Source organism: Nocardia sp. CA-151230, from assembly GCF_050942175.1.
Lineage (GTDB): Bacteria > Actinomycetota > Actinomycetes > Mycobacteriales > Mycobacteriaceae > Nocardia.
The window spans coordinates 3,015,383-3,033,430 of the sequence record NZ_CP192061.1 but is presented as its reverse complement, the minus strand read 5'-3'; the positions used below and the strand labels follow the sequence as shown (position 1 = coordinate 3,033,430).

The 18,048-nt window shown below is 69.2% G+C and carries 21 protein-coding genes; 8 read left to right on the top strand and 13 right to left on the bottom strand.

The window, feature by feature from the left end:
* Positions 1–12: 12 nt before the first annotated feature.
* From ACQP1O_RS13905 to ACQP1O_RS13895, 3 genes are all read right to left on the bottom strand, one after another.
* Positions 13–1,566, bottom strand: a complete 1,554-nt coding sequence (locus ACQP1O_RS13905; protein WP_433566215.1) for an amino acid permease — start codon at positions 1,564–1,566, stop codon at positions 13–15.
* Between the two features lie 94 nt (positions 1,567–1,660).
* A complete protein-coding gene (locus ACQP1O_RS13900) occupies positions 1,661–2,803 on the bottom strand; it encodes a zinc-dependent alcohol dehydrogenase (protein WP_433566214.1) in 1,143 nt (380 codons plus the stop codon).
* On the bottom strand, positions 2,796–3,227 hold the full coding sequence (locus ACQP1O_RS13895) for a tautomerase family protein (protein ID WP_433566213.1): 432 nt from the start codon (positions 3,225–3,227) through the stop codon (positions 2,796–2,798). The genes ACQP1O_RS13900 and ACQP1O_RS13895 overlap by 8 nt, the downstream gene beginning before the upstream one ends.
* A gap of 95 nt (positions 3,228–3,322) precedes the next feature.
* Here ACQP1O_RS13895 and ACQP1O_RS13890 point away from each other — a divergent pair, with 95 nt between their 5' ends.
* The gene (locus ACQP1O_RS13890) at positions 3,323–3,922 is read left to right on the top strand and encodes a TetR/AcrR family transcriptional regulator (RefSeq protein ID WP_433566212.1); all 600 of its coding nucleotides are present in this window, start codon (positions 3,323–3,325) and stop codon (positions 3,920–3,922) included.
* A gap of 54 nt (positions 3,923–3,976) precedes the next feature.
* Here ACQP1O_RS13890 and ACQP1O_RS13885 read toward each other — a convergent pair whose 3' ends face one another.
* The gene (locus ACQP1O_RS13885; RefSeq protein ID WP_433566211.1) at positions 3,977–4,549 is read right to left on the bottom strand and encodes a TetR/AcrR family transcriptional regulator; all 573 of its coding nucleotides are present in this window, start codon (positions 4,547–4,549) and stop codon (positions 3,977–3,979) included.
* A gap of 114 nt (positions 4,550–4,663) precedes the next feature.
* Between ACQP1O_RS13885 and ACQP1O_RS13880 the strand changes: the two genes are divergently transcribed.
* On the top strand, positions 4,664–5,284 hold the full coding sequence (locus ACQP1O_RS13880) for a class I SAM-dependent methyltransferase (RefSeq protein ID WP_433566210.1): 621 nt from the start codon (positions 4,664–4,666) through the stop codon (positions 5,282–5,284).
* A 5-nt stretch (positions 5,285–5,289) separates the two neighbouring features.
* A complete protein-coding gene (locus tag ACQP1O_RS13875) occupies positions 5,290–5,637 on the top strand; it encodes a DUF2218 domain-containing protein (protein WP_433566209.1) in 348 nt (115 codons plus the stop codon).
* Positions 5,638–5,644: 7 nt separating this feature from the next.
* On the opposite strand, the gene ACQP1O_RS13870 is transcribed toward ACQP1O_RS13875, so the two are convergent.
* Genes ACQP1O_RS13870 through ACQP1O_RS13855 form a run of 4 tightly spaced genes read right to left on the bottom strand, consistent with a single transcriptional unit; the run spans position 5,645 to position 9,098 of the window.
* Positions 5,645–6,292 carry a response regulator gene (locus ACQP1O_RS13870; RefSeq protein ID WP_433566208.1) on the bottom strand — a complete coding sequence of 216 codons (648 nt, stop codon included), beginning with the start codon at positions 6,290–6,292 and terminating at the stop codon, positions 5,645–5,647.
* 21 nt (positions 6,293–6,313) lie between these two features.
* Complete coding sequence (locus tag ACQP1O_RS13865) at positions 6,314–7,438, bottom strand: sensor histidine kinase (protein ID WP_433566207.1); 1,125 nt, start codon at positions 7,436–7,438, stop codon at positions 6,314–6,316.
* A 28-nt stretch (positions 7,439–7,466) separates the two neighbouring features.
* Complete coding sequence (locus ACQP1O_RS13860) at positions 7,467–8,168, bottom strand: ABC transporter permease (protein ID WP_433566206.1); 702 nt, start codon at positions 8,166–8,168, stop codon at positions 7,467–7,469.
* A 21-nt stretch (positions 8,169–8,189) separates the two neighbouring features.
* Positions 8,190–9,098, bottom strand: coding sequence for an ATP-binding cassette domain-containing protein (locus tag ACQP1O_RS13855; protein ID WP_433566205.1), 909 nt, complete (start codon positions 9,096–9,098; stop codon positions 8,190–8,192).
* Between the two features lie 334 nt (positions 9,099–9,432).
* Here ACQP1O_RS13855 and ACQP1O_RS13850 point away from each other — a divergent pair, with 334 nt between their 5' ends.
* Both ACQP1O_RS13850 and ACQP1O_RS13845 read left to right on the top strand, forming a co-directional pair.
* On the top strand, positions 9,433–9,798 hold the full coding sequence (locus ACQP1O_RS13850) for a VC0807 family protein (protein ID WP_433567675.1): 366 nt from the start codon (positions 9,433–9,435) through the stop codon (positions 9,796–9,798).
* A 162-nt stretch (positions 9,799–9,960) separates the two neighbouring features.
* Positions 9,961–10,461 carry a hypothetical protein gene (locus ACQP1O_RS13845; RefSeq protein WP_433566204.1) on the top strand — a complete coding sequence of 167 codons (501 nt, stop codon included), beginning with the start codon at positions 9,961–9,963 and terminating at the stop codon, positions 10,459–10,461.
* Positions 10,462–10,480: 19 nt separating this feature from the next.
* On the opposite strand, the gene ACQP1O_RS13840 is transcribed toward ACQP1O_RS13845, so the two are convergent.
* From ACQP1O_RS13840 to pnuC, 4 genes are all read right to left on the bottom strand, one after another.
* A complete protein-coding gene (locus ACQP1O_RS13840) occupies positions 10,481–11,095 on the bottom strand; it encodes a cutinase family protein (RefSeq protein ID WP_433566203.1) in 615 nt (204 codons plus the stop codon).
* A 302-nt stretch (positions 11,096–11,397) separates the two neighbouring features.
* Positions 11,398–12,261, bottom strand: a complete 864-nt coding sequence (locus ACQP1O_RS13835) for a universal stress protein (RefSeq protein ID WP_433566202.1) — start codon at positions 12,259–12,261, stop codon at positions 11,398–11,400.
* 46 nt (positions 12,262–12,307) lie between these two features.
* Complete coding sequence (locus ACQP1O_RS13830) at positions 12,308–13,144, bottom strand: helix-turn-helix domain-containing protein (protein ID WP_433566201.1); 837 nt, start codon at positions 13,142–13,144, stop codon at positions 12,308–12,310.
* Positions 13,145–13,284: 140 nt separating this feature from the next.
* Positions 13,285–13,938 (bottom strand): nicotinamide riboside transporter PnuC, encoded by a 654-nt coding sequence (gene pnuC, locus ACQP1O_RS13825; protein ID WP_433566200.1) that lies wholly within the window; start codon positions 13,936–13,938, stop codon positions 13,285–13,287.
* Between the two features lie 309 nt (positions 13,939–14,247).
* Between pnuC and ACQP1O_RS13820 the strand changes: the two genes are divergently transcribed.
* Entirely contained in the window at positions 14,248–15,123 is an 876-nt protein-coding gene (locus ACQP1O_RS13820; protein WP_433566199.1) for an SAM-dependent methyltransferase, read from the top strand.
* Between the two features lie 34 nt (positions 15,124–15,157).
* Here the strand turns inward: ACQP1O_RS13820 and ACQP1O_RS13815 are convergent, their stop codons facing one another.
* Positions 15,158–16,486, bottom strand: a complete 1,329-nt coding sequence (locus ACQP1O_RS13815) for a PLP-dependent aminotransferase family protein (RefSeq protein WP_433566198.1) — start codon at positions 16,484–16,486, stop codon at positions 15,158–15,160.
* 63 nt (positions 16,487–16,549) lie between these two features.
* Between ACQP1O_RS13815 and ACQP1O_RS13810 the strand changes: the two genes are divergently transcribed.
* Both ACQP1O_RS13810 and ACQP1O_RS13805 read left to right on the top strand, forming a co-directional pair.
* Positions 16,550–17,035: a PaaI family thioesterase gene (locus tag ACQP1O_RS13810; protein WP_433566197.1), complete on the top strand. Its 486-nt coding sequence runs from the start codon at positions 16,550–16,552 to the stop codon at positions 17,033–17,035.
* A 167-nt stretch (positions 17,036–17,202) separates the two neighbouring features.
* Positions 17,203–17,895 carry a type 1 glutamine amidotransferase domain-containing protein gene (locus tag ACQP1O_RS13805; RefSeq protein WP_433566196.1) on the top strand — a complete coding sequence of 231 codons (693 nt, stop codon included), beginning with the start codon at positions 17,203–17,205 and terminating at the stop codon, positions 17,893–17,895.
* Positions 17,896–18,048: the final 153 nt, after the last annotated feature.

Sequence of the window (18,048 nt, the reverse complement as noted above, 5' to 3'; positions counted from 1 at the left end):
GGGCGCTGCGGTTCAGGCGCTGACGGGGGCCTGGTCGGCCTCGGGCGGCTCCTCCACGGTTCGTCTGGGCCCGGTGAACCAGCGTCGGGCCGAGACGAGCCACCAGACTGCGATCGCGCCCACCACCCCCACCAGGGTGAGGGGCGCGTAATTCACCGCGTTCCAGGTGAATCCGTCCACCCATGGATACCCGTGGTCGTCGGTCGGCAGGATGAACAGCACGCTGATGATCACGATCCAGACCAGCGCGATGATCCCGATCGGCCGATACCAGCGGCCCAGCTGCCACGGCCCGGCCTGGAATCGGTTGCCGCGCAACAGCCGCAGCAGCACCGGAATCCCGTAGGCGATGTACAGGCCGATGGTGGCCACCGAGGTGGCGGCGGCGTACGCGGTCGGGGCATTGGCGGCAGGCACCAGCATCGACGGGATCAGCAGAATGAACGCGAACACCGACACGAAGAAGACCGCGTTCACCGGCACCCGGCGGGCCGACAGCTTCGCCCACAGCTTGGATCCCGGCACCGCGCCGTCGCGCGCGAAGGCGAACAGCATGCGGGAGGCCGCGGTGACCGAGGCGTAGCCGCAGAACAATTGGGCGACCGCGGCAATGATCAGCAGCAGCCCGGACCAGAACGAATTCAGCGAATTCTGCAGGATATAGATGACCGGATAACCGCTGTTCTTGGCCGGATCCAGCGCATCGTCGAGATTCGGGATCGCGAACGTCACCGCCATGATGAGCAGATACCCCGCGACCGCCGACACCACAATGGTGTTGATGATCCCCTTGGCCGCCATGCGCGAAGCGTCACGCGTCTCCTCCGACATGTGTGCCGACGCGTCGTACCCGGTGAACGTGTACTGCGCGTGCAGCAACCCGAGCAGGAAACTGAACGCCACCCCGCCGAACCCGATCGCGCTGTTGTCCACGGTCTTGGTGAACACGAAGCCGATGCTCTGGTGATGGCGCGCACCGAAACCCAGCACCACCACGAAGATGGCGACACCGCCCACATGCCACCAGGCCGACACATTGTTGATGACCGCCGACAGGTGCGGGCCGATGATGTTCAGCACCGCGTGCAGCACCAGAATCCCCGAGAACACCGCGAAGATGGCAGTGCGGTCGGTCCCGATATCCCATCCGATCACATTCAGCACCACGGTGGTGAAGATGGCCGCGCCGTAATCGATGGCCGCGGTCACCGCGATCTGCCCGATCAGGTTGAACCAGCCGGTGAACCAGCCCCACACCGGCCCGCCCAGCTCCGACGCCCACCAGTACAGTCCGCCCGACGTCGGGTAGGCCGAGGCCAATTCGGCCATGGCCAGCCCGACGAACAACACCATGACCGAGACCAGCGGCCAGCCCCACGCCATGGTGATCGGCCCGCCATTGGACAGGCCGATCCCATAGCTCGCCAGGCCGCCGGTGAGAATCGAGACAATGGTGAAACTGATCGCGAAATTGGAGAATCCGGACCAGGATCGCGCCAATTCCTGCTTGTAACCGAGTTCGGCGAGCCGCCGTTCATCATCGGATCGTGGCTGGGTTGCGGTCATGCTAGCTCCCGAGTGAAAACGCCGCCCTCACACGGCGTTTGCCAGGAGCCCAGTGTGCGGTAATCCAGTGTCGAACCGCAGGCCAACGGGCAAACTAGTCGCCCGGTTCGGAAACCGTGAGGCGCTCGCGGTGCAGAACCAGCTTGGTGGTGTGCGCCGCGTACGCCGCGGGCGCGTCCTCCCAAGCGGCGGTCATCGTGGTCACGACTTCGGCAGGAAAATCGTGGCGGGCAACGAAATCCAGTACCTCGGGCAGGATCGGCCGAACATTCGAGACGCCGATCTTCACGGTCGCATCGGTGGCATACATGTGCATGAGCGGGACCCTGGTGCCCACGGGCAGGTAGTAGCCGACCGGCTGACAGAACCCGCCCGGCCCGAGCGAACGCACCGCGAGGTCGACTCCCGCCGCCGTGGACGTGCCCTCCACCGCGATGTCGTAGTCGCGGCGCGGGACATCGCTGCCGCGCAGCTTCCGTCCCGTCGTGGGATGGGCTCGGGCGCCGAGCTTTTCGGCGATGGCCAGCCGCTCGGGCCGGTGATCCACGTAGTCGACGACATCCGCCCCGTGCGCGACCGCCAGCCCCGCCGCGTAGAGACCGATGCTCTGCGCGGCACCGCCGAGAATCAACACCTTGCCGCCGGGCCGTTCCCGCAGTCTCGGGACCACGCACCGCCACGCGTCGGAAAGATTGTCACTGGCGGCGGCCACGCGCAGCGGATCCACGCCCGCCGGCACCGGCACCAGCATGTGATCGGCGAACGGAATGCGCAGCAGATCCGCCACCATGCCGCCCCACGGGCCGCTCGCCGCCCCGAAACCGAAGGCCGCCAAGGTCGAGGTGCGGGTCGTCGAACACTTCGCGGTCAGGCCCAGCCGGCATTCCCGGCAGTCACCGCAGGACACCGCCCACGGCACCACCACCACGTCACCGGGCCGCAGGGTCGTGATGTCCGGGCCGACCTCGATGACCTCGGCGACGCATTCGTGCCCGATCGCGAAGGGCCCCTGGAACGGAACCGGTCCGCAGATGCTCCCCACGACCGGATCGATCAGCCCGGCGCGCAGCCCCAGCTGCATGGCCCGCGAGACGTGCCGGTGGATCGGCATGGTGTCGCCGTCGCAGCGGCCCGCGACGAACGGCCGCACCAGCGCGTCCCGGGCGTCCCGCAGCACCGGCGCGGGACGCTCCCGCCACTCCAGCCGCCCGGTCCGGACGAACTGCAGCTCACGCATCCGACCGCTGCCCCTGGGCGAGGGCGGCCAGTTCCTTGAACTTCACGACCGCGCCGGCCGCGCCCCAGGTGCCCTCGGGCTGCTCGTGGATCAGCACCCACACCCGCAGCGCCTCGCTCTGGCCGAGACCTGCGGCGGCGAGCACCTTTTCGGTGACCTCGGCGATGAGCCCGGCCTTGCGGCGTTCGGACAGCGCGCCCTCGGGCACGGTGACGTCGACCCGGAAGCGCGGCAGATCGTCCGCGAGCGCTCCGAATACGCCATCGGCGACCTCCTCGATGCGGCACCACGCCTGCGCGCGGAAGAACGCGGTGTCGGGTGCGCCCTCCCACTTGAGCAGGGTCCGGGGTAGCGCCTCGGACAGCTCGCCACGTGCGTCCCCGGTCAGCACTCCGGCGGGCAGGGTCAGGTGAATCATCGGCATCTACGTGCTCCTTCGCTTCCGATCGACCGTCTATAACAGTCGTTATAATCGAGGGACGGTACTCTATGACGGTTGTTATAGACAAGGAGGAGTCGATGGCGGGGACGCCGGGCGAGGCCGCGGATTCACGCGGCAAACTCGTGGCCGGGGCGGCCGACATGATCCGGCGGCGCGGCCTGAACGCGACCAGTGTGCGCGAGCTCGCCAAATACGCTCGCGCGCCGCTGGGTTCGACGTACCACTACTTTCCCGGCGGCAAGACCCAGCTCGCGACCGAGGCGGTCACCTTCGCCGGGGATCTCGCGGCGACACTGCTCGCCCGCGAACTGGATCAGGGGCCGATCGAGGGGATGCGGGCCTTCCTGCGGATGTGGCGGAAGATCGTGGTGGACACCGACTTCCGCGCCGGGTGCCCGGTACTGGCGGTCGCCGTGGAGGACCTGCCCGAGGCCGAGGGCGCACCCCGCGAGGCGGCCGCCGCGGCCTTCAGCCACTGGACGGAGCTGCTGACCGAGTCGATGTGCGCCCACGGGGCCGAGCGCGCCGAGGCCGAGCGCACGGCCACCCTGATCGTCGCCGCAGTCGAGGGCAGCGTGGCCATGTGCCGCGCACAGCAGAGCGCGGAACCCTTGGATCGCATTGCCACACAACTGGAACCGCTTGTGCGGTCGACGATTACGCGCGACCGGACCTGAGATCCCGGCTCCCGCCCGAGGCGCGATCCGGGCCGGCGGGAGCCGCGCGGTGGATCAGACCGCGCGCAGTCCCGCCGCGGTGAGCGATACCAGGCGCCTCACCGCGGCCTCCGACGTCGCGTCGGCCGCGGCCGACAGGGCGTGCAGGCAGTAGGCGGCCAGTTCGTCGGGCGGGACGTCGGCGCGCAGTTCGCCGGTGGCCGCCCCTTCTTCGATCAGCTGCCGGAGCAGGTCGCGCAGCTGGTCCAGGGCGGCGACGATGTGTTCGTCGGGATGCAGGAATTTCACCAATTCCCGGTCGTGGCTACCGGTTCGGCGGGTGATGTGCGCATAGGCGGCGAGGACGGCATCGAGGCGGCCACTCGCGCTGCCCTCGCCGTCGCGGACCTTGACCAGCTCCCCGAGATGGGCCTCGATCCGGCGGGCGTGCCAGGTGCGCAGAATGGTCTCGACATCCGGGAAGTACTTGTAGAGCGTGGCCCGTCCGATGCCGGCGCGAGTGGCGATCTGCGACATGGTCACCCCGCGCAACCCCTGTTCGAAGGCCAGGGCCGCGGTGGTGTCGAGGATCGCGTCCCGCACCTCGCGGCGATGGGCGTCGATCGTCTCGTTCCACAGCTTCGGCACGCCCCAACCATACAGACTGACAGTCTTGTATACATCGACTCTTGACCATAGACACAGTGTCTCGATAAATTCGAAGCATCAGGTCACGGCCGACCCTTCCGACAGGAGAATTCCGTGTTCCCACCCACCGGCGACCCCCACCCCGAATACCACGACACCAACGCACCCGACACCCTCTACGCGACGAAACCGCCGTGGGACATCGACCGCCCCCAGCCGGCCTTCGCCGCCCTCGCCGAGGCCGGCGCCCTGCGCGGCCGGGTTCTCGACCTCGGTTGCGGCACCGGCGAACACGCGTTGCTCGCCGCCGGCCGGGGTCTCGACGCCACCGGGATCGATCAGTCCGCGCAGGCGCTCGAACTGGCCCGGCGCAAGGCAACGGAACGCGGCCTGCAAGCGCGGTTCGTGCGCCACAGCGCCCTGGACCTGGCCGGCCTCGGCGAGACCTTCGACACCGTGCTGGACTGCGGCCTGTTCCACCTGTTCGACGGCGCGGACCGCCTCGCCCTGGTCGACGGCCTCGCCACGATCATCGCACCGGGCGGATGCTACTTCCTGCTCGGTTTCAGCGATCGCCAGCCCGGCACCTGGGGTCCGCATCGCCTGAGCCGCACCGATATCGAGTCCGCCTTCACCGCCGGCTGGCGACTCGATTCCCTCGAACCGGCCACCCTCGACATCCTTCCCAGCCCGACCCCGGTGGCAGCCTGGCTCGCCGCCCTCACCCGGCAGTGATTCCCGTGCCCGCACTCGAATCCCGTGTCCCGACCGACCGATCGGCCCGCTACCTGCGCCAGTTCCGCACCCACGCCGAGGCCATGGCCTCCCCGCGCGGCGACCGCGTCCACGCCGGCAATCCCCGGGCCACCGGCGAGATCCACCTGCGCGTCGAAGGCACCGATACCCGCACCACAGCCCATTTCGCCCCCTGGGGCCACTGCACCCTCACCGCCGAACCCGAGGCACTCGTGGTGCGCATCGACGCGACCGATGCCGCGGCCCTGCACCGCATCCGCGACATCCTCACCCGCGACCTCGCCCGCTTCGGTGGCGGTTCCCTCACCGTCGACTGGCGGGATCCGGACTGACCGGCCTTCAGGCCAGGCCGGCGCGCAGCACGAGAATCGCTATCTGCGTGCGGTTTTCGAGGCCCAGCTTGGCGATGACGCGGCTGATGTGCACCTTGACCGTGGACTCGCTCATGTGGAGGGTGCGGGCGATCTCGGCATTGCCCGCACCGGTGGCGACGGCCCGGGCGACCTCGCGTTCCCGATCGGTGAGCTGGGAAAGCTGGGCGAGCGCGTCCGGTTGCTGCGCGCCGGGACCCTGTGTGAATGCGGTGAGCATCCGTTTGGTGATGGCGGGCGCGAGGATGGCGTCACCGGCGGCGACCACCTCGACGGCACGGGCCAGTTCTCGGGGCGGGGTGTCCTTGAGCAGGAAGCCCGCCGCGCCGGATTCCAGTGCGGCGTAGACGTATTCGTCCAGTCCGAAAGTGGTCAGGACGACCACCGCCGGCGGTGTGGGGAGGCCGCGGACCCGGCGGGTCACCTCGAGGCCGTCCACGTGCGGCATGCGGATATCGGTGACCACCACATCCGGGCGGTGCCGGTGCACCAGGTCCACGACGGCGCGGCCGTCGCCGGCCTGGGCGACCACCTCGATATCGCCGCCGGCCTCCAGAATCATGGCGATGCCGGAGCGCACCAGTTCCTCGTCGTCGAGCAGCACCACCCGGATCACGAAACCTCCTTCACCACATCGTCATTCGTCGGCCGTCAGCGGAAACGTCGCGTGCACCCGGTAGCCGCCGGCCAGCGGACCGGAATGCACGGTCCCACCGGCGAGTTCGACCCGTTCACGCATGCCGAGCAGGCCGAAGCCGGAACCCTGGGCGGCCAGGGCGGTCCGGTCACCGGGACCGTTGCGGACATCGACGTCGAGACGATCGTCGGCGACGGTGAGCGCCACCCGCACCTCGGCCCCGGCCGCATGCTTGGCGGCATTGGTCAGCGCCTCCCGCACGAGCCGATGCGCGGCCCGGCCGACCGGTCCCGGCACCGGCGGCAGGTCCGGCGGCAGTGACAGGTCCACCTGCTGCCCGGCGGCGACCGCGTCGGCGACCAGTTCGGCAATGGCGCCCAGGTCGGGCGCGGGCCGCAGCGGCGCCGCCTCCTCACCGTCGCGGGCGCGCAGCACGCCGAGCAACTCCCGCATCTCGGACAGCGCCCGCGATCCGGTGGCGCGGATGGTGCCCGCGATCTCGGCGGGCTTGCCGTCGGCGGACACCTCGAGCGCCCCGGCCAGCACGGTGATCTGCGAAATCCGGTGCGCCACAATATCGTGCAGCTCCCCCGCGATGCGCAGGCGTTCGGCCTCCACCGCCGCAGCGGCGCGCAGGTCGCGTTCGCGTTCGGCCTGCTCGGCGCGTTCCCGCAGGGCCGCAAGGGTTTCGGCGCGCTGGTTGGTCCACAGTCCCAGCAGCAGCGGCAGCGCCAGCCCCACCGTGACGATGACGCCACGGTGGACGAAGAGCTCCCACCAACTGCCCGCGCCCCAGGGCATCACCGCCACGATCACCGCGGCCAACGCCGCCAGCCAGGTCGGGCGGCGGTTGCCGTAGCGCCGGGCGACCGTGTAGATCGCCGGCAGCATGGGCGCGAACGCGCCGACCAGCAGCTGTCCGAGCAGCGCCACCCCGAACACCGGCAGCGGCCGGAAGCGCCGCGCCAGCAGGGCGATACCGGCCACCACGGCCACCGGCGGGCCCGCGGCGGCGGGCAGCAGACCGATCGCGGAGGTGTGCACCTCCTCGAAACCGGCCGCGCCGAAGAGCACGGCGAGCACGACATCGAGGATCGCCATGCCGATCCGCCGCGTCGTGCTCATTCCGGCAACCCTAGTCGGCTCGGCATACTCACACGTCACGGCGCGCGAGCAGCACGCCTCCGACTGCCAGCAACCCGGCCGCCACCAGCGTCAGCGGCAATACCAGCAGGGCGGGATTCCCGGCGCCGGGCTGCACCAGCTGCCCGGCGGACAGGAAGGGCATCACCTTCGGGCTGACGCCGGCCAGCACCGCGCCGGTCTCCGCCACGGTCGGCAAGCCGATGGCCACCACCATGGCGACGGTCGCATTGCGGGTGACGGCGGCAAGGCCCATACCGGCCAGGGCGGCGAGCGTCACGTACACCGGCACGGCGGCGAAAGCCCTGGCCAGATATGAGGTTTCGTCCGGAAGCATCGAGGTCAGCAGCTGCACGATCACGGTCACGCCCACCAGCGCCAGGCCGTAGAGGGCGGCGAGCACGCTCACCGTGAGGGCCTTCGCCGCCAGGAGCCGGCCCGGCCGGCGCACGGTGAGCACTGTGGTGGTGATGGTGCCGTAGCGGTATTCGTGCCCGAAGGTATTGACCGCCACCGCGGTGGCGAACAGGGCGGCCAGCAGCAACGGCAGCCCCGAGACCGAGGCAGCGAATTGCTCACTCGGCGTGGCGTAGTCGCGGGCCGCGGACAGATAGGCGATGAATCCCTGCAGGGCCAGGCCGACGGCCGGCAGCGTCCAGGTGGAGCGCAGGGTGGCGAGCCGGGTCAGTTCGTAGCGAATGGCATTGGACATGAGCGGAATTCCTGTTCGGTGTCAGGCGGCGACGTGGCCGCGGTACTGGGCGGAGTCGGCGGTGGCCTGGAAGTAGGCGTCCTCCAGGCTGGTGCGCGCCTGGGTCAGCTCGGTGATCAGCAGCCCGGCGCGCAGGGCCAGGGCGGCGACACCCTGCTGGTCGTGACCCTCGACGGTCACCGTGCCGTCCGCCTCCACCCGGGCGCGGAACCCGTGGCGGTTCAACGTCTTCGCGAGTTCGGCGGGCCGATCGGTGCGCGCGGTGATGCGGGGCGCGGAGTTGCGGGCGACGAACTCGCGCACCGATTCCGCAGCCAGCAGTCGCCCGGCGCCGATGACGACCAGCGAATCCGCCAGGTGCGCCATCTCGTTCAGCAGATGCGAGGAGACGAAGATGGTGCGCCCCTGGTGCGCAAGCTCTTTCAGCAGATCCCGCAGCCACCGCACACCCTCGGGGTCCAGCCCGTTGGCAGGCTCGTCCAGGATCAGGGTGGCGGGATCACCCAGCAGCGCGGCCGCCAGACCCAGCCGCTGGTGCATCCCGAGGCTGAACCCGCCCGCTCGCTTCCCGGCCACATCGCACAGGCCGACCAGGCCCAGTACCTCCTCGACCCGGCCCTCGCCGATGCCCGCCCCGGCGGCGATCATGCGCAGATGCCCGATGGCGGTGCGCTTGGGATGCACCGCGCGGGCATCGAGCATGACGCCGACCGACCGCAGCGGATCGGTCAGCTCGGCGTAGGACTGCCCGTCGAAAAGAGTACGGCCGCTGCCGTGATCGAGGCCCAGCATGAGCCGCATGGTGGTCGACTTCCCGGCCCCGTTCGGACCGAGGAAGCCGGTCACCACGCCCGGCCGGACATCGAAGGACAGATTGTCCACCGCCGGCACGTCCCCGTAGCGCTTGCCGAGCCCGCGCGCCTGAATCATCCGTTCACCTCGTATCGGAAGGGCGACGCCCGCTGCGTCACCGTGTCTGCTCCGACCATTCCGGAGCGGGGCGGCGCGGCCATCAGCCGACCGCACACGGCGAGGTACCACTTTCGGCTTACGTCCGGGTCGAGGAGTGCCGGCGGAACGGACGATCCGCGACCGCGCCGCAGACCCCCGGCCCCGACCGCACCCCCGATCAGAAGCGCGCGGCCCTGCGCAAACACACTGCGCGCCAGGTGATCCTGGAGCGTCGACACGATCGCCCTGTTCACCCTCACCATGATCGTGGCAGGCACGGTGGTTTCCCTGGTCACCGGCCGATCCGCGCACCCTGCTGGTCCGGGACAGCTGGTTGTTCGGGGCGCTGGGCCTGTGGACGCTCGGCACGCTGTTCACCCAGCGGCCCATGATGCGCAGCTTCGCCCGCACCATCGTCACGGTGAAGATCGGCGAGGCGGGCTATCGGGATTGGGATGCTCGCTGGGACAACGACTCCCGCTTCCGTTATCAATTGCGCGTACTGACCGCGGTGTGGGGCACGGTATTCACCCTCGACGCCGTCACCCGCGTGGCCTTCGCCTACACACTGTCCCTCGACGCCGTCCCCCTGGCCACCACGCTGCAATGGCTCGTGGTCCTCGCCGGGCTGATCACCTTCCACATCGTCTACGTCACCCGCAACGGACTGAAGGTCTGAAACGCGCAAGGATTTGCCGGTCACTCAGGCGAATTGACCGGCGTGATGCCCAAAAATAGTGTCAGCCCCCTCGACAGAACTTCTGCCTTTGCGCCGTAAAGTGATACGTTTTCTCTATGGCCGGTTCGGCCGATAGCACTTAATGCGCATCAGGGAGATGCCGTGTCCAGAGCTGTGAAAGCGACCGCCGCATGGGTTTGCGGGGGAATTCTCGGGATTGTTGCCGGTTTGTTCGGTGCGGGCGGCGCGTCCGCCGACGACTCGGGCGGGCCCGCCCAGGTCGGCGACACCGTGTATTTCAGCATGGGCGAGTGGAACTGTTCGATCGGCGGGGCCGGCGCGGTGGGGTGTGATCTGACGGCTCCGGCCGCCACCATGAATGTGCTCTATGCCGGGGCACAGGTGCCGTTCTCGAATGTGCCTGCCATTGCCATCGATTCGGCCGCGCTGCCGGCGCATCCCGAGTGGAATTCCAACGGCAGCCACACCCTCGCGGGCGGAAATCCGGGCCTGGCCCCCATCGCGCAGGTGAGCGGGCACGATCCGCAGTTCTCGATTACCCATGCCGGCGCGACCTGTCAGATCACCTTCAATGGCTCGGCCGTGTGCACGTCGATGGGGCACGGGTTCAGCCAAAGGGGACCAGTGCCTTTCGGCTACTGATCCCCTTCGAATCACTTGATTACCGGTACCAGACGCCGGAATCCCAGTCGCCGTAGTCCCAGACATTGAAATCGTAACGACCATGCGCTCCCCCGAAGAGGTAACCCCACCAGCCGGCCGAAGTGTCGCAGATCTGGTCGTCGTGGTTGCACACCGTCAGAACCGGGAAGTCGCCGAACCAGTCGTCGACGCCGGCCAGCGGATAGCCGATGATCCCGCTGCCGGGAGTCGAGGACAATCCGCCCCAACCCGGGCCGGGGGCCCGCTTGGGATCCGACAGCAGAATGGCATTGGCATTGTCGACGTCCTGGTGTGCGGTGACCCAGGCGTGCACGATGCCGGCGCCCTCACTGTGCCCGATCAACCGGATGTGGTCGCCCGGGCATTCGTTGCGGTGCTGCCAGAACAGTCGGTCCAGTTCGTTCAACCCCGACATCGGGTCGGCGGAGTTGTATCCGACTGGCTGATCGACGTACGGGACGAAGATGGACGAGGTGTTGTCGCCGAGTCCGCCGATGCCGATCGCCCAATCACCGGTGCAGACATCGGCATTGGCCTTCGGAGCCGCAAGGTGTGTGATGGAGAAAAGGATGGCCAACAGTAATGCGGCGAAGAGCGCCGTTGCTCTACGCATGGTCGTAACTTTCTTTATTTGTGTAACCTCCGGGTCGAGCCCGGCTTGCGCATGATGTACCCAGAAATTGCTGGGGTTCTTGATTTCTGGCGAAACAGTTACACAGTCACTGTTTTTGTTGGCCGTATCGCGATGTCAGCGGGCCGCGTACGCACGACCCGGCGAGCTTGCCGGGCATTGACGTGCCGACGTTCGGCCATCGGTCGCACCGCACGCGTGCACGTCGCGGCCGAATCCGGTGTGCCGGTGCGAAACTCCCGTAACCGAGGATGCGCTGCCCGAAATCGGCGGCGCCGCCCGGCTCAGTTGCGCAGGCGGACCAGAGCGATGGGGCACTCGCTGCCGTGCAGCAGCGCATGACCGGTCGAGCCGAGCGCCATGCCGGGATAGCCACGGGTGCCGTGACTTCCGACCACCAGCAGTTGGGCGCCGGCGGCGGCATCGAGCAGAACGCGGGCGGGACGTCCTTCCTTCACAACGGATTTCACCTCGACGCGCGGGTAGTCCCGGGTATTGCGATCGAGCATGCGCGTGAGCAGCTGGACGGCGTCGTCGGACGAGCGGGTGTCGCTGTCCCCGGACAGCTCCCACGCCTGGACCGCGATCAGCGGCACGCCGCGCCGGGAGGCCTCGTCGAAGGCGATCTCGAGCGCGCGGACGCTGTGCGGCGACCCGTCCACGCCGGCCACCACGGGCCGGTCCGACAGCCCGCCCGTCTCACCGGGAACCACCACCACCGGCCCCTGCGCGTGCCGCGCCACACCGGTGCTGACCGACCCGAGCAGGCTGCGGTGATAGGCGCTCATCCCGCGCACGCCGACCACCACGTAGTAGGCGGTGGCGGCGAGCTCCGCGAGCACCATGACGGCCGGGACATCGACGAGAAAGGTGCGGATATCGCGAATCTCGCGGTCCCCGGCGGCTTTCCGCGCGGTCTCGGCGGCGGCGTCGAGGGCTGCCTGGGCGGTGTCGCGCAGCCGATCGTGCAGCAGCCGGACCGGGCTCTCGTCCAGGGGCGATTCGGCGACCGCGGGCACCGCGAACACCAGGTGCAGGGCCGCGCCGCGCAGGGCCGCGTCCACGGCGGCCCAGCGCACGGCGTGCAGGGCGGACTCGGAGGCGTCGACACCGACCACGATCGGCCGGTCGAGACTGTGGACAGGCACCGCGTTCGGCCTCCTTCCGGGTGGAAAGAACCTTCCGCGGGCGATCCTACGAGCCGACCGGACGGTCTCCAGGTCGACTCGCCGTGGGCAGTCCGACGATGAACAGGGGCTGATCGGGATTCATCTGCGTGGACTGATCTCGCAGGACCTGCCACAGCAGCGCATACGGTTCACCGGTCTCGGCATCGCGCAGGCGCATGACCGTCGGCGACCCGGTGAGGCTGTAGTGCTCCTCGGTCCACATGTGCCGGAAGATCTCGAAGCGGCCGAACTCGGTCAGCAGCCGGGCATCGTCGTCGGCCCCGCCGAGAATGGCCATCGTCGGCATCGCCGACATGGCCATCACGCCACGCAGCGTGGCGATCGCACGCCGCAGATCGGACTCCCAGGCCGGCAGCACCGCGCGCGCGGCCGGATTGGTGAGCATCCACCGCAGATAGTTGCCGTCCTCGCCGACGCCCGGGAAAGTGCGCAGATGAGCGGTATTGGCGGCCAGCACATTCAGATACCGGTCCAGGTAGGCCGCGGGGTGCGGGAGGTGGGCGGCGAGAATGCCCGGCACGTCCGCGGCGATCGGGCCGCGGGCCGCGGCCGGGTGCTGCGGCAGGGCGGCCAGTTCGAACAGATGCCGGTATTCGACCGGGGTCACCGGGCCGACCTTGTGCAGATAACGCACCATGGCCATGAGCACCTGCTCGGTCGGGTGGTCACGGTCGCCGGGTTCCATGCGCGAGATGTAGCTGGCGCTGACACCGGAGCCGAAGGCCAGCCGCTCACGCGAGACGCCGCGTCGTTCACGCAGCCGCCGCAGCGTACTGCCGAAGCTCGGCGGTTCCACCCGCCCGAGCACCGACCCCGAGTCGCCGAAAGTTCCGTCACTCATATCCCGCCCCCGGAAAGCACTCCATCCGCCCGGATGGACCTCGATCAGTGGCTACTGCCTAGCAGCCTGCTCCTCGGTCGGCAAATCGAAAATCCGGAAGAAATAGGGGCAGAGCAGCGAATGCCCGGTTTCGGGACGGCTCACTCGCCGCCCGCGGGCGCGGCGACGGCCGCCGGAGGGGCGAGAAGGTCTCGGCGCGAACGATATTCGCCCCGCCAGCGCACGAACCCGAGCACCACGAGCAGGAAGAACAGACCATAGACCGCGCCCGAGGCGTACAGGCCGGATTTCATCGCGAGCGGCACACCGACCAGATCGACGAGCATCCAGATGATCCAGAAGTCGGTCAGGGCGCGGCTCTGCGCGAAGGTCGCGATGGCGCTGCCGACGAACACGTAGGCATTGGCCCACGGGGACCAGGCGATGTGCAGCCAGCCGAGGTGGGCGAACGCCTCGGCCACCGCGACCGTGCCGACCGCCAGCAGGGCCAGCAGCGTCAGGCGTTCGCGACGGCTAGCGGGCCGAACCATCAGATCCCGGTGCTCGGAGGTGCCCCGCCGCCAGGCCAGCCAGCCGTAGCCCGCGAGCCCGATGAACAACAGCTGCTTGAGCGCATTGCCGGGCACGTGGGCGTGCACCGACGCCGCCAGCAGCAGGGCCGCACCGGCCAGCTGCACGGGCCACGTCCACATGGTCTTGCGCATGGCCAGCCACACCACCGCGAGGGACAGCAGATTGCCGATGGCGTCGGTCCAGAGGATGTGTTCACCGAACAGGTCGAATCCGGTGTTCACCGGGCCTCCTCCGCTGCCTGCCGAGCACAGCTGCCGGATCCGGGTTCCGGGGCGTGCGTCCTGTCGTCGTGCGGAACCACCGTGCCACAGCCCGATATTCCCGCCGGCGCCCCTCCCCGATCGGCGCCCGGCGCGCGCAGGTATGGACCGGCGGATCTCCGCGGGTCCAGTCGGTCAGGGTGACCGGATCGATCGCGGACCGGACATTCGACGGTGTGAATTGCAGCCGGATGATGGATCCGTGGTGGATTCCGGCTGACTTCGCGCGGCGGAATGACCTTGTGCGCCCGCGTGAGTACGTTGGCGGATATGCGCACCGAAGGAGATTCCTGGGATATCAAGACCAGTGTTGGATCCACGGCATTGTTCGTGGCAGCCGCCCGGGTGCTGGGTGGCCGCGCGGCCGATGCGCCGGCGCACGACGAGTTCGCCGAGATGTTCGTGCGGGCGGCGGGCGGCGAATGGGCCGAGCTGCTGGCGGGTCGGCTGCCCGAGCACCCGCTGCTGGCACCCGAGTTCGGGGTGCAGTTCCAGCAGCATCAGATCGCTCGCACCCGATATTTCGACGATTATATGGCCGCCGCCTCGTACGCGGGGGTCCGTCAGGTGGTGATTCTGGCGGCCGGCCTGGACTCGCGCGCCTACCGGCTGGCGTGGCCGGACGGCACCGTGATCTACGAGCTCGACCGCCCGCAGGTGCTCGACTTCAAACGGGACACGCTCGCCGCGACCGGGCACCGGCCCCGCGCCGAGCGGCACGAGGTGGCGGTCGATCTGCGCGAAGACTGGCCGAAGGCCCTGCGCGACAGCGGATTCGATCCCGCCGCGCCGACCGCGTGGCTGGTGGAGGGCCTGCTGATCTATCTGACGCCGACTGCGCAGGACCAGCTCTTCGACGCCATCGTGGGGCTCAGCGCGCGCGGCAGCCGGGTCGCCATCGAGCAGATGGATCCGCTGCCCGCGGAGTCGGTCGCCGAGATGACCGGGGAGGGCGAGACCGGTTCGGACTGGGTGGGCATGATCTACAACGAGCCCCGCAACGACCCCACCGAATGGTTCACCGCCCGCGGCTGGACCGGTGAGCGCGTCAATCTCACCGACTACATTCACGACCTCGGCAGCACTCCGCCCGACAATCCGCGACAGCAGTCGCTGATCAACCTGGTCACGGTCAGGCGGCCCTGACCCGGCTCGACCCGGATCTCGCGCGGTCCCGGTGTCACAGCGGCACGCTGTCCAGGGCCGCGCGCATTTCCGCGAGCACCAGCGGAAGTTCTTCCAGCGCAGGCGATCCCAGTGCGATGCGCAGCCCGTGCGGCACGTGCGCCGTGGCGGCGAACGCCTCGGCGGTGCAGACGCGAATGCCACGCCGGGACAGTTCGGCGGCGATCCGGTCCATGCGCTGGTCCGGATCGATGGGCAGCCACGCGAAGAACGAGTGCGGGTGGGCGATCGGATTCCGATCGCCGAGCTCCCGGTGCAGGATGCGCTGATGCTCCTGCGCCGCACCGCGACTCGCCTGTTCGAGAGTATCGACGGTGCCATCGGCGAGCCAGCGGGTGGCCAGGGCGCTGGTCAGACCGGGCGGACCGGCCATGGTGGCGCGCAGGGTGCGGGCCAGGGCGGGCGCCGCCACGGGCGGGTGGACCAGCATGCCGAAACGCAGTCCGGCCGCGACGCTCTTGGACAGGCTCGACACCCAGAAGGTGCGCTCCGGGGCGATCGCGGCCAGCGGCGGCGGGGCCGGATCGGCGAGAAAGGCGTAGGCGGCGTCCTCGATCAGGAACAGATCATACTGGCGCGCAACGGAAGCGAGCGCTCGCCGCCGGTCGCTGTCGATCACCCAGCCGAGCGGATTGTGCAGGGTCGGCATCGTATAGACCGCGCGCACCGGCCTTTTGGCACACAACCGCGCCAGGGCGTCGGGATCCGGGCCGTTCCCGGCCGCCGGAACCGGTGCGAGAGTGAGCCCGTGCGCCTGGGCCAGCAGTTTGAATCCGGGGTAGGTGAGCTCGTCCACGGCGATCACATCGCCGGGTGAGAACATCGCTCGCACAACCAGATCCAGCCCGTGCTGCGCCCCGGCGGTCACCACCACCCGCGCCGGATCGACCTCGATCCCCCGCCGCCCGAGGAACCCGGCGACTGTCGAGCGATCGTGCGGCCGCCCGCCCGGCGGCTGCTGCCGCAGCAGGGCGTCCAGATCGCCGGAGTTCGCCAGCTCGCGTAAACCCGTGCGCAGCAAGTCCTCCCGACGCGGCGACAACGGCTGAGTGAAGGCCAGATCCGCCCACACCGTCTCCGCGCCCGGCCCGTACGCGGCCGCGGCCAGCCGCACCGACCGATCCCGGACGAAGCTCCCCCGCCCCGGTTCGCCGACCACCAGCCCCGCCCGCTTCAGTTCCGCGAACACCCGGGTCGCGGTGGCCACCGCGATACCGTGCTCGGCGGCCAGCTGCCGATGCGTCGGCAGGCGCTGCCCCGGCGCCCAGCGCCCGTCCCGGATCTGCCCGGCGAGGGCGGCGGCGACATCGGTGTAGGTCCGCATCACCCGACTGTACCTAGGACAATTTCTTGATCGTCCCGACCCGGCGTCCTACCGTCCGTTCCCATGACGATCGCGACCACCGAAGTGCCCGTGTTGGACTACCTGCGCGCACAGCTCGACGGCACCGGGACCGACGGCCTGACCTGCCAATTCCATTACCCCACCGCCATTTCCCGCACCCTGGGCATCCGGCTGGTGGACATCGACCCCGGCCGCGCCACCGTCGAGATCGACACCGATCCCGCCCGGCACGGCAACCAGCAGGGCACCGTCCACGGCGGCCTGCTCACCGAACTGGCCGACGCCGCCATCGGCACCGCTCACTCCACCGTCGTGGGTCCCGGCGAAACGTTCACCAGCATCGATCTCCGCGCGGTCTTCCTCCGCCCGGTATGGCAGGACACGCTGCGCGCCACCGCCTTCCCCACCCACTCCGGCCGCACCATCACCCACTACCAGTGCGATATCACCCGCGCGGACGGCAAGCCGGTCGCCACGGTGACCAGCATCGTCACCACCCTGCGAGGCGAGCGTTCCCACGGCCGCTGACTATCGGAGAATCCTGCCGCGTATCGGAGAATCTATGGCTGGCATAGGCCGATCTATTGGCAATCGGATACGACAACTTCCTAACGTGGTCGCCGGGACGAGCTGACGAACCCCCTGCGAAACGTCGGTCCGTCGCCGAATCGATCGCGAGACGGAGGAACAATCCGATGGCACAGATCCTGTTCGTCATGACCGGCGTCGACCACTGGACGCTCGCCGACGGCACCGAGCACCCGACCGGCTTCTGGGCCGAGGAATTCGCCGCACCCTACGAGGCGTTCACCGCGGCCTGCCACAAGATCGCGGTGGCGACCCCGGGCGGTGTGGTGCCCACGGTGGATCGCGCCAGCCTGACGCCCGAGGCCAACGGCGGCCCCGAGAGGGCGCAACGGATCACCGAAATCCTGGACAGCGCAATCGAACTGCAGAAGCCGATCCACCTGGCGGACGTCCGGCTCGCGGAGTACGACGCCGTCTTCTACCCCGGTGGCCACGGCCCGATGGAGGACCTCGCGGTGAACGCCGACTCCGGCCGCCTGCTCACCGCCGCGCTGGCCTCGGGCAAACCGCTGGGCGTGGTGTGCCACGCGCCCGCCGCCCTGCTGGCCACCGCCGACGCCGACGGCAGGTCACCGTTCGCCGGATCCCGGGTGGCAGCGTTCACCAATGCCGAAGAGGCACAGGCCGGATTCGCCGACAAGGCCAAATGGCTCCTCCAGGACCGCCTCATCGCCCTGGGCGTCGACTATCGCGAGGGCGAGCCGTTCGCCCCGCACATCGAGGTGGACCGCAACCTCTACACCGGCCAGAACCCCGCCTCCTCGGTCCCGCTGGCCGCAGAACTGCTGAAGGCGCTCTGACCGGCTTTCGGATCCCCGGACCGTCGGCCTTACCGAACCGTGTCGCGGTTGTGACAGCATGGGCGGGAAGGCGAGGTCGGCGTCCATGACGCGAATCGACAAGGCCGAGGCCGGTTTTCGCAGGCGGCCGCGGCCGTCCGGCCCGAGCGCCTC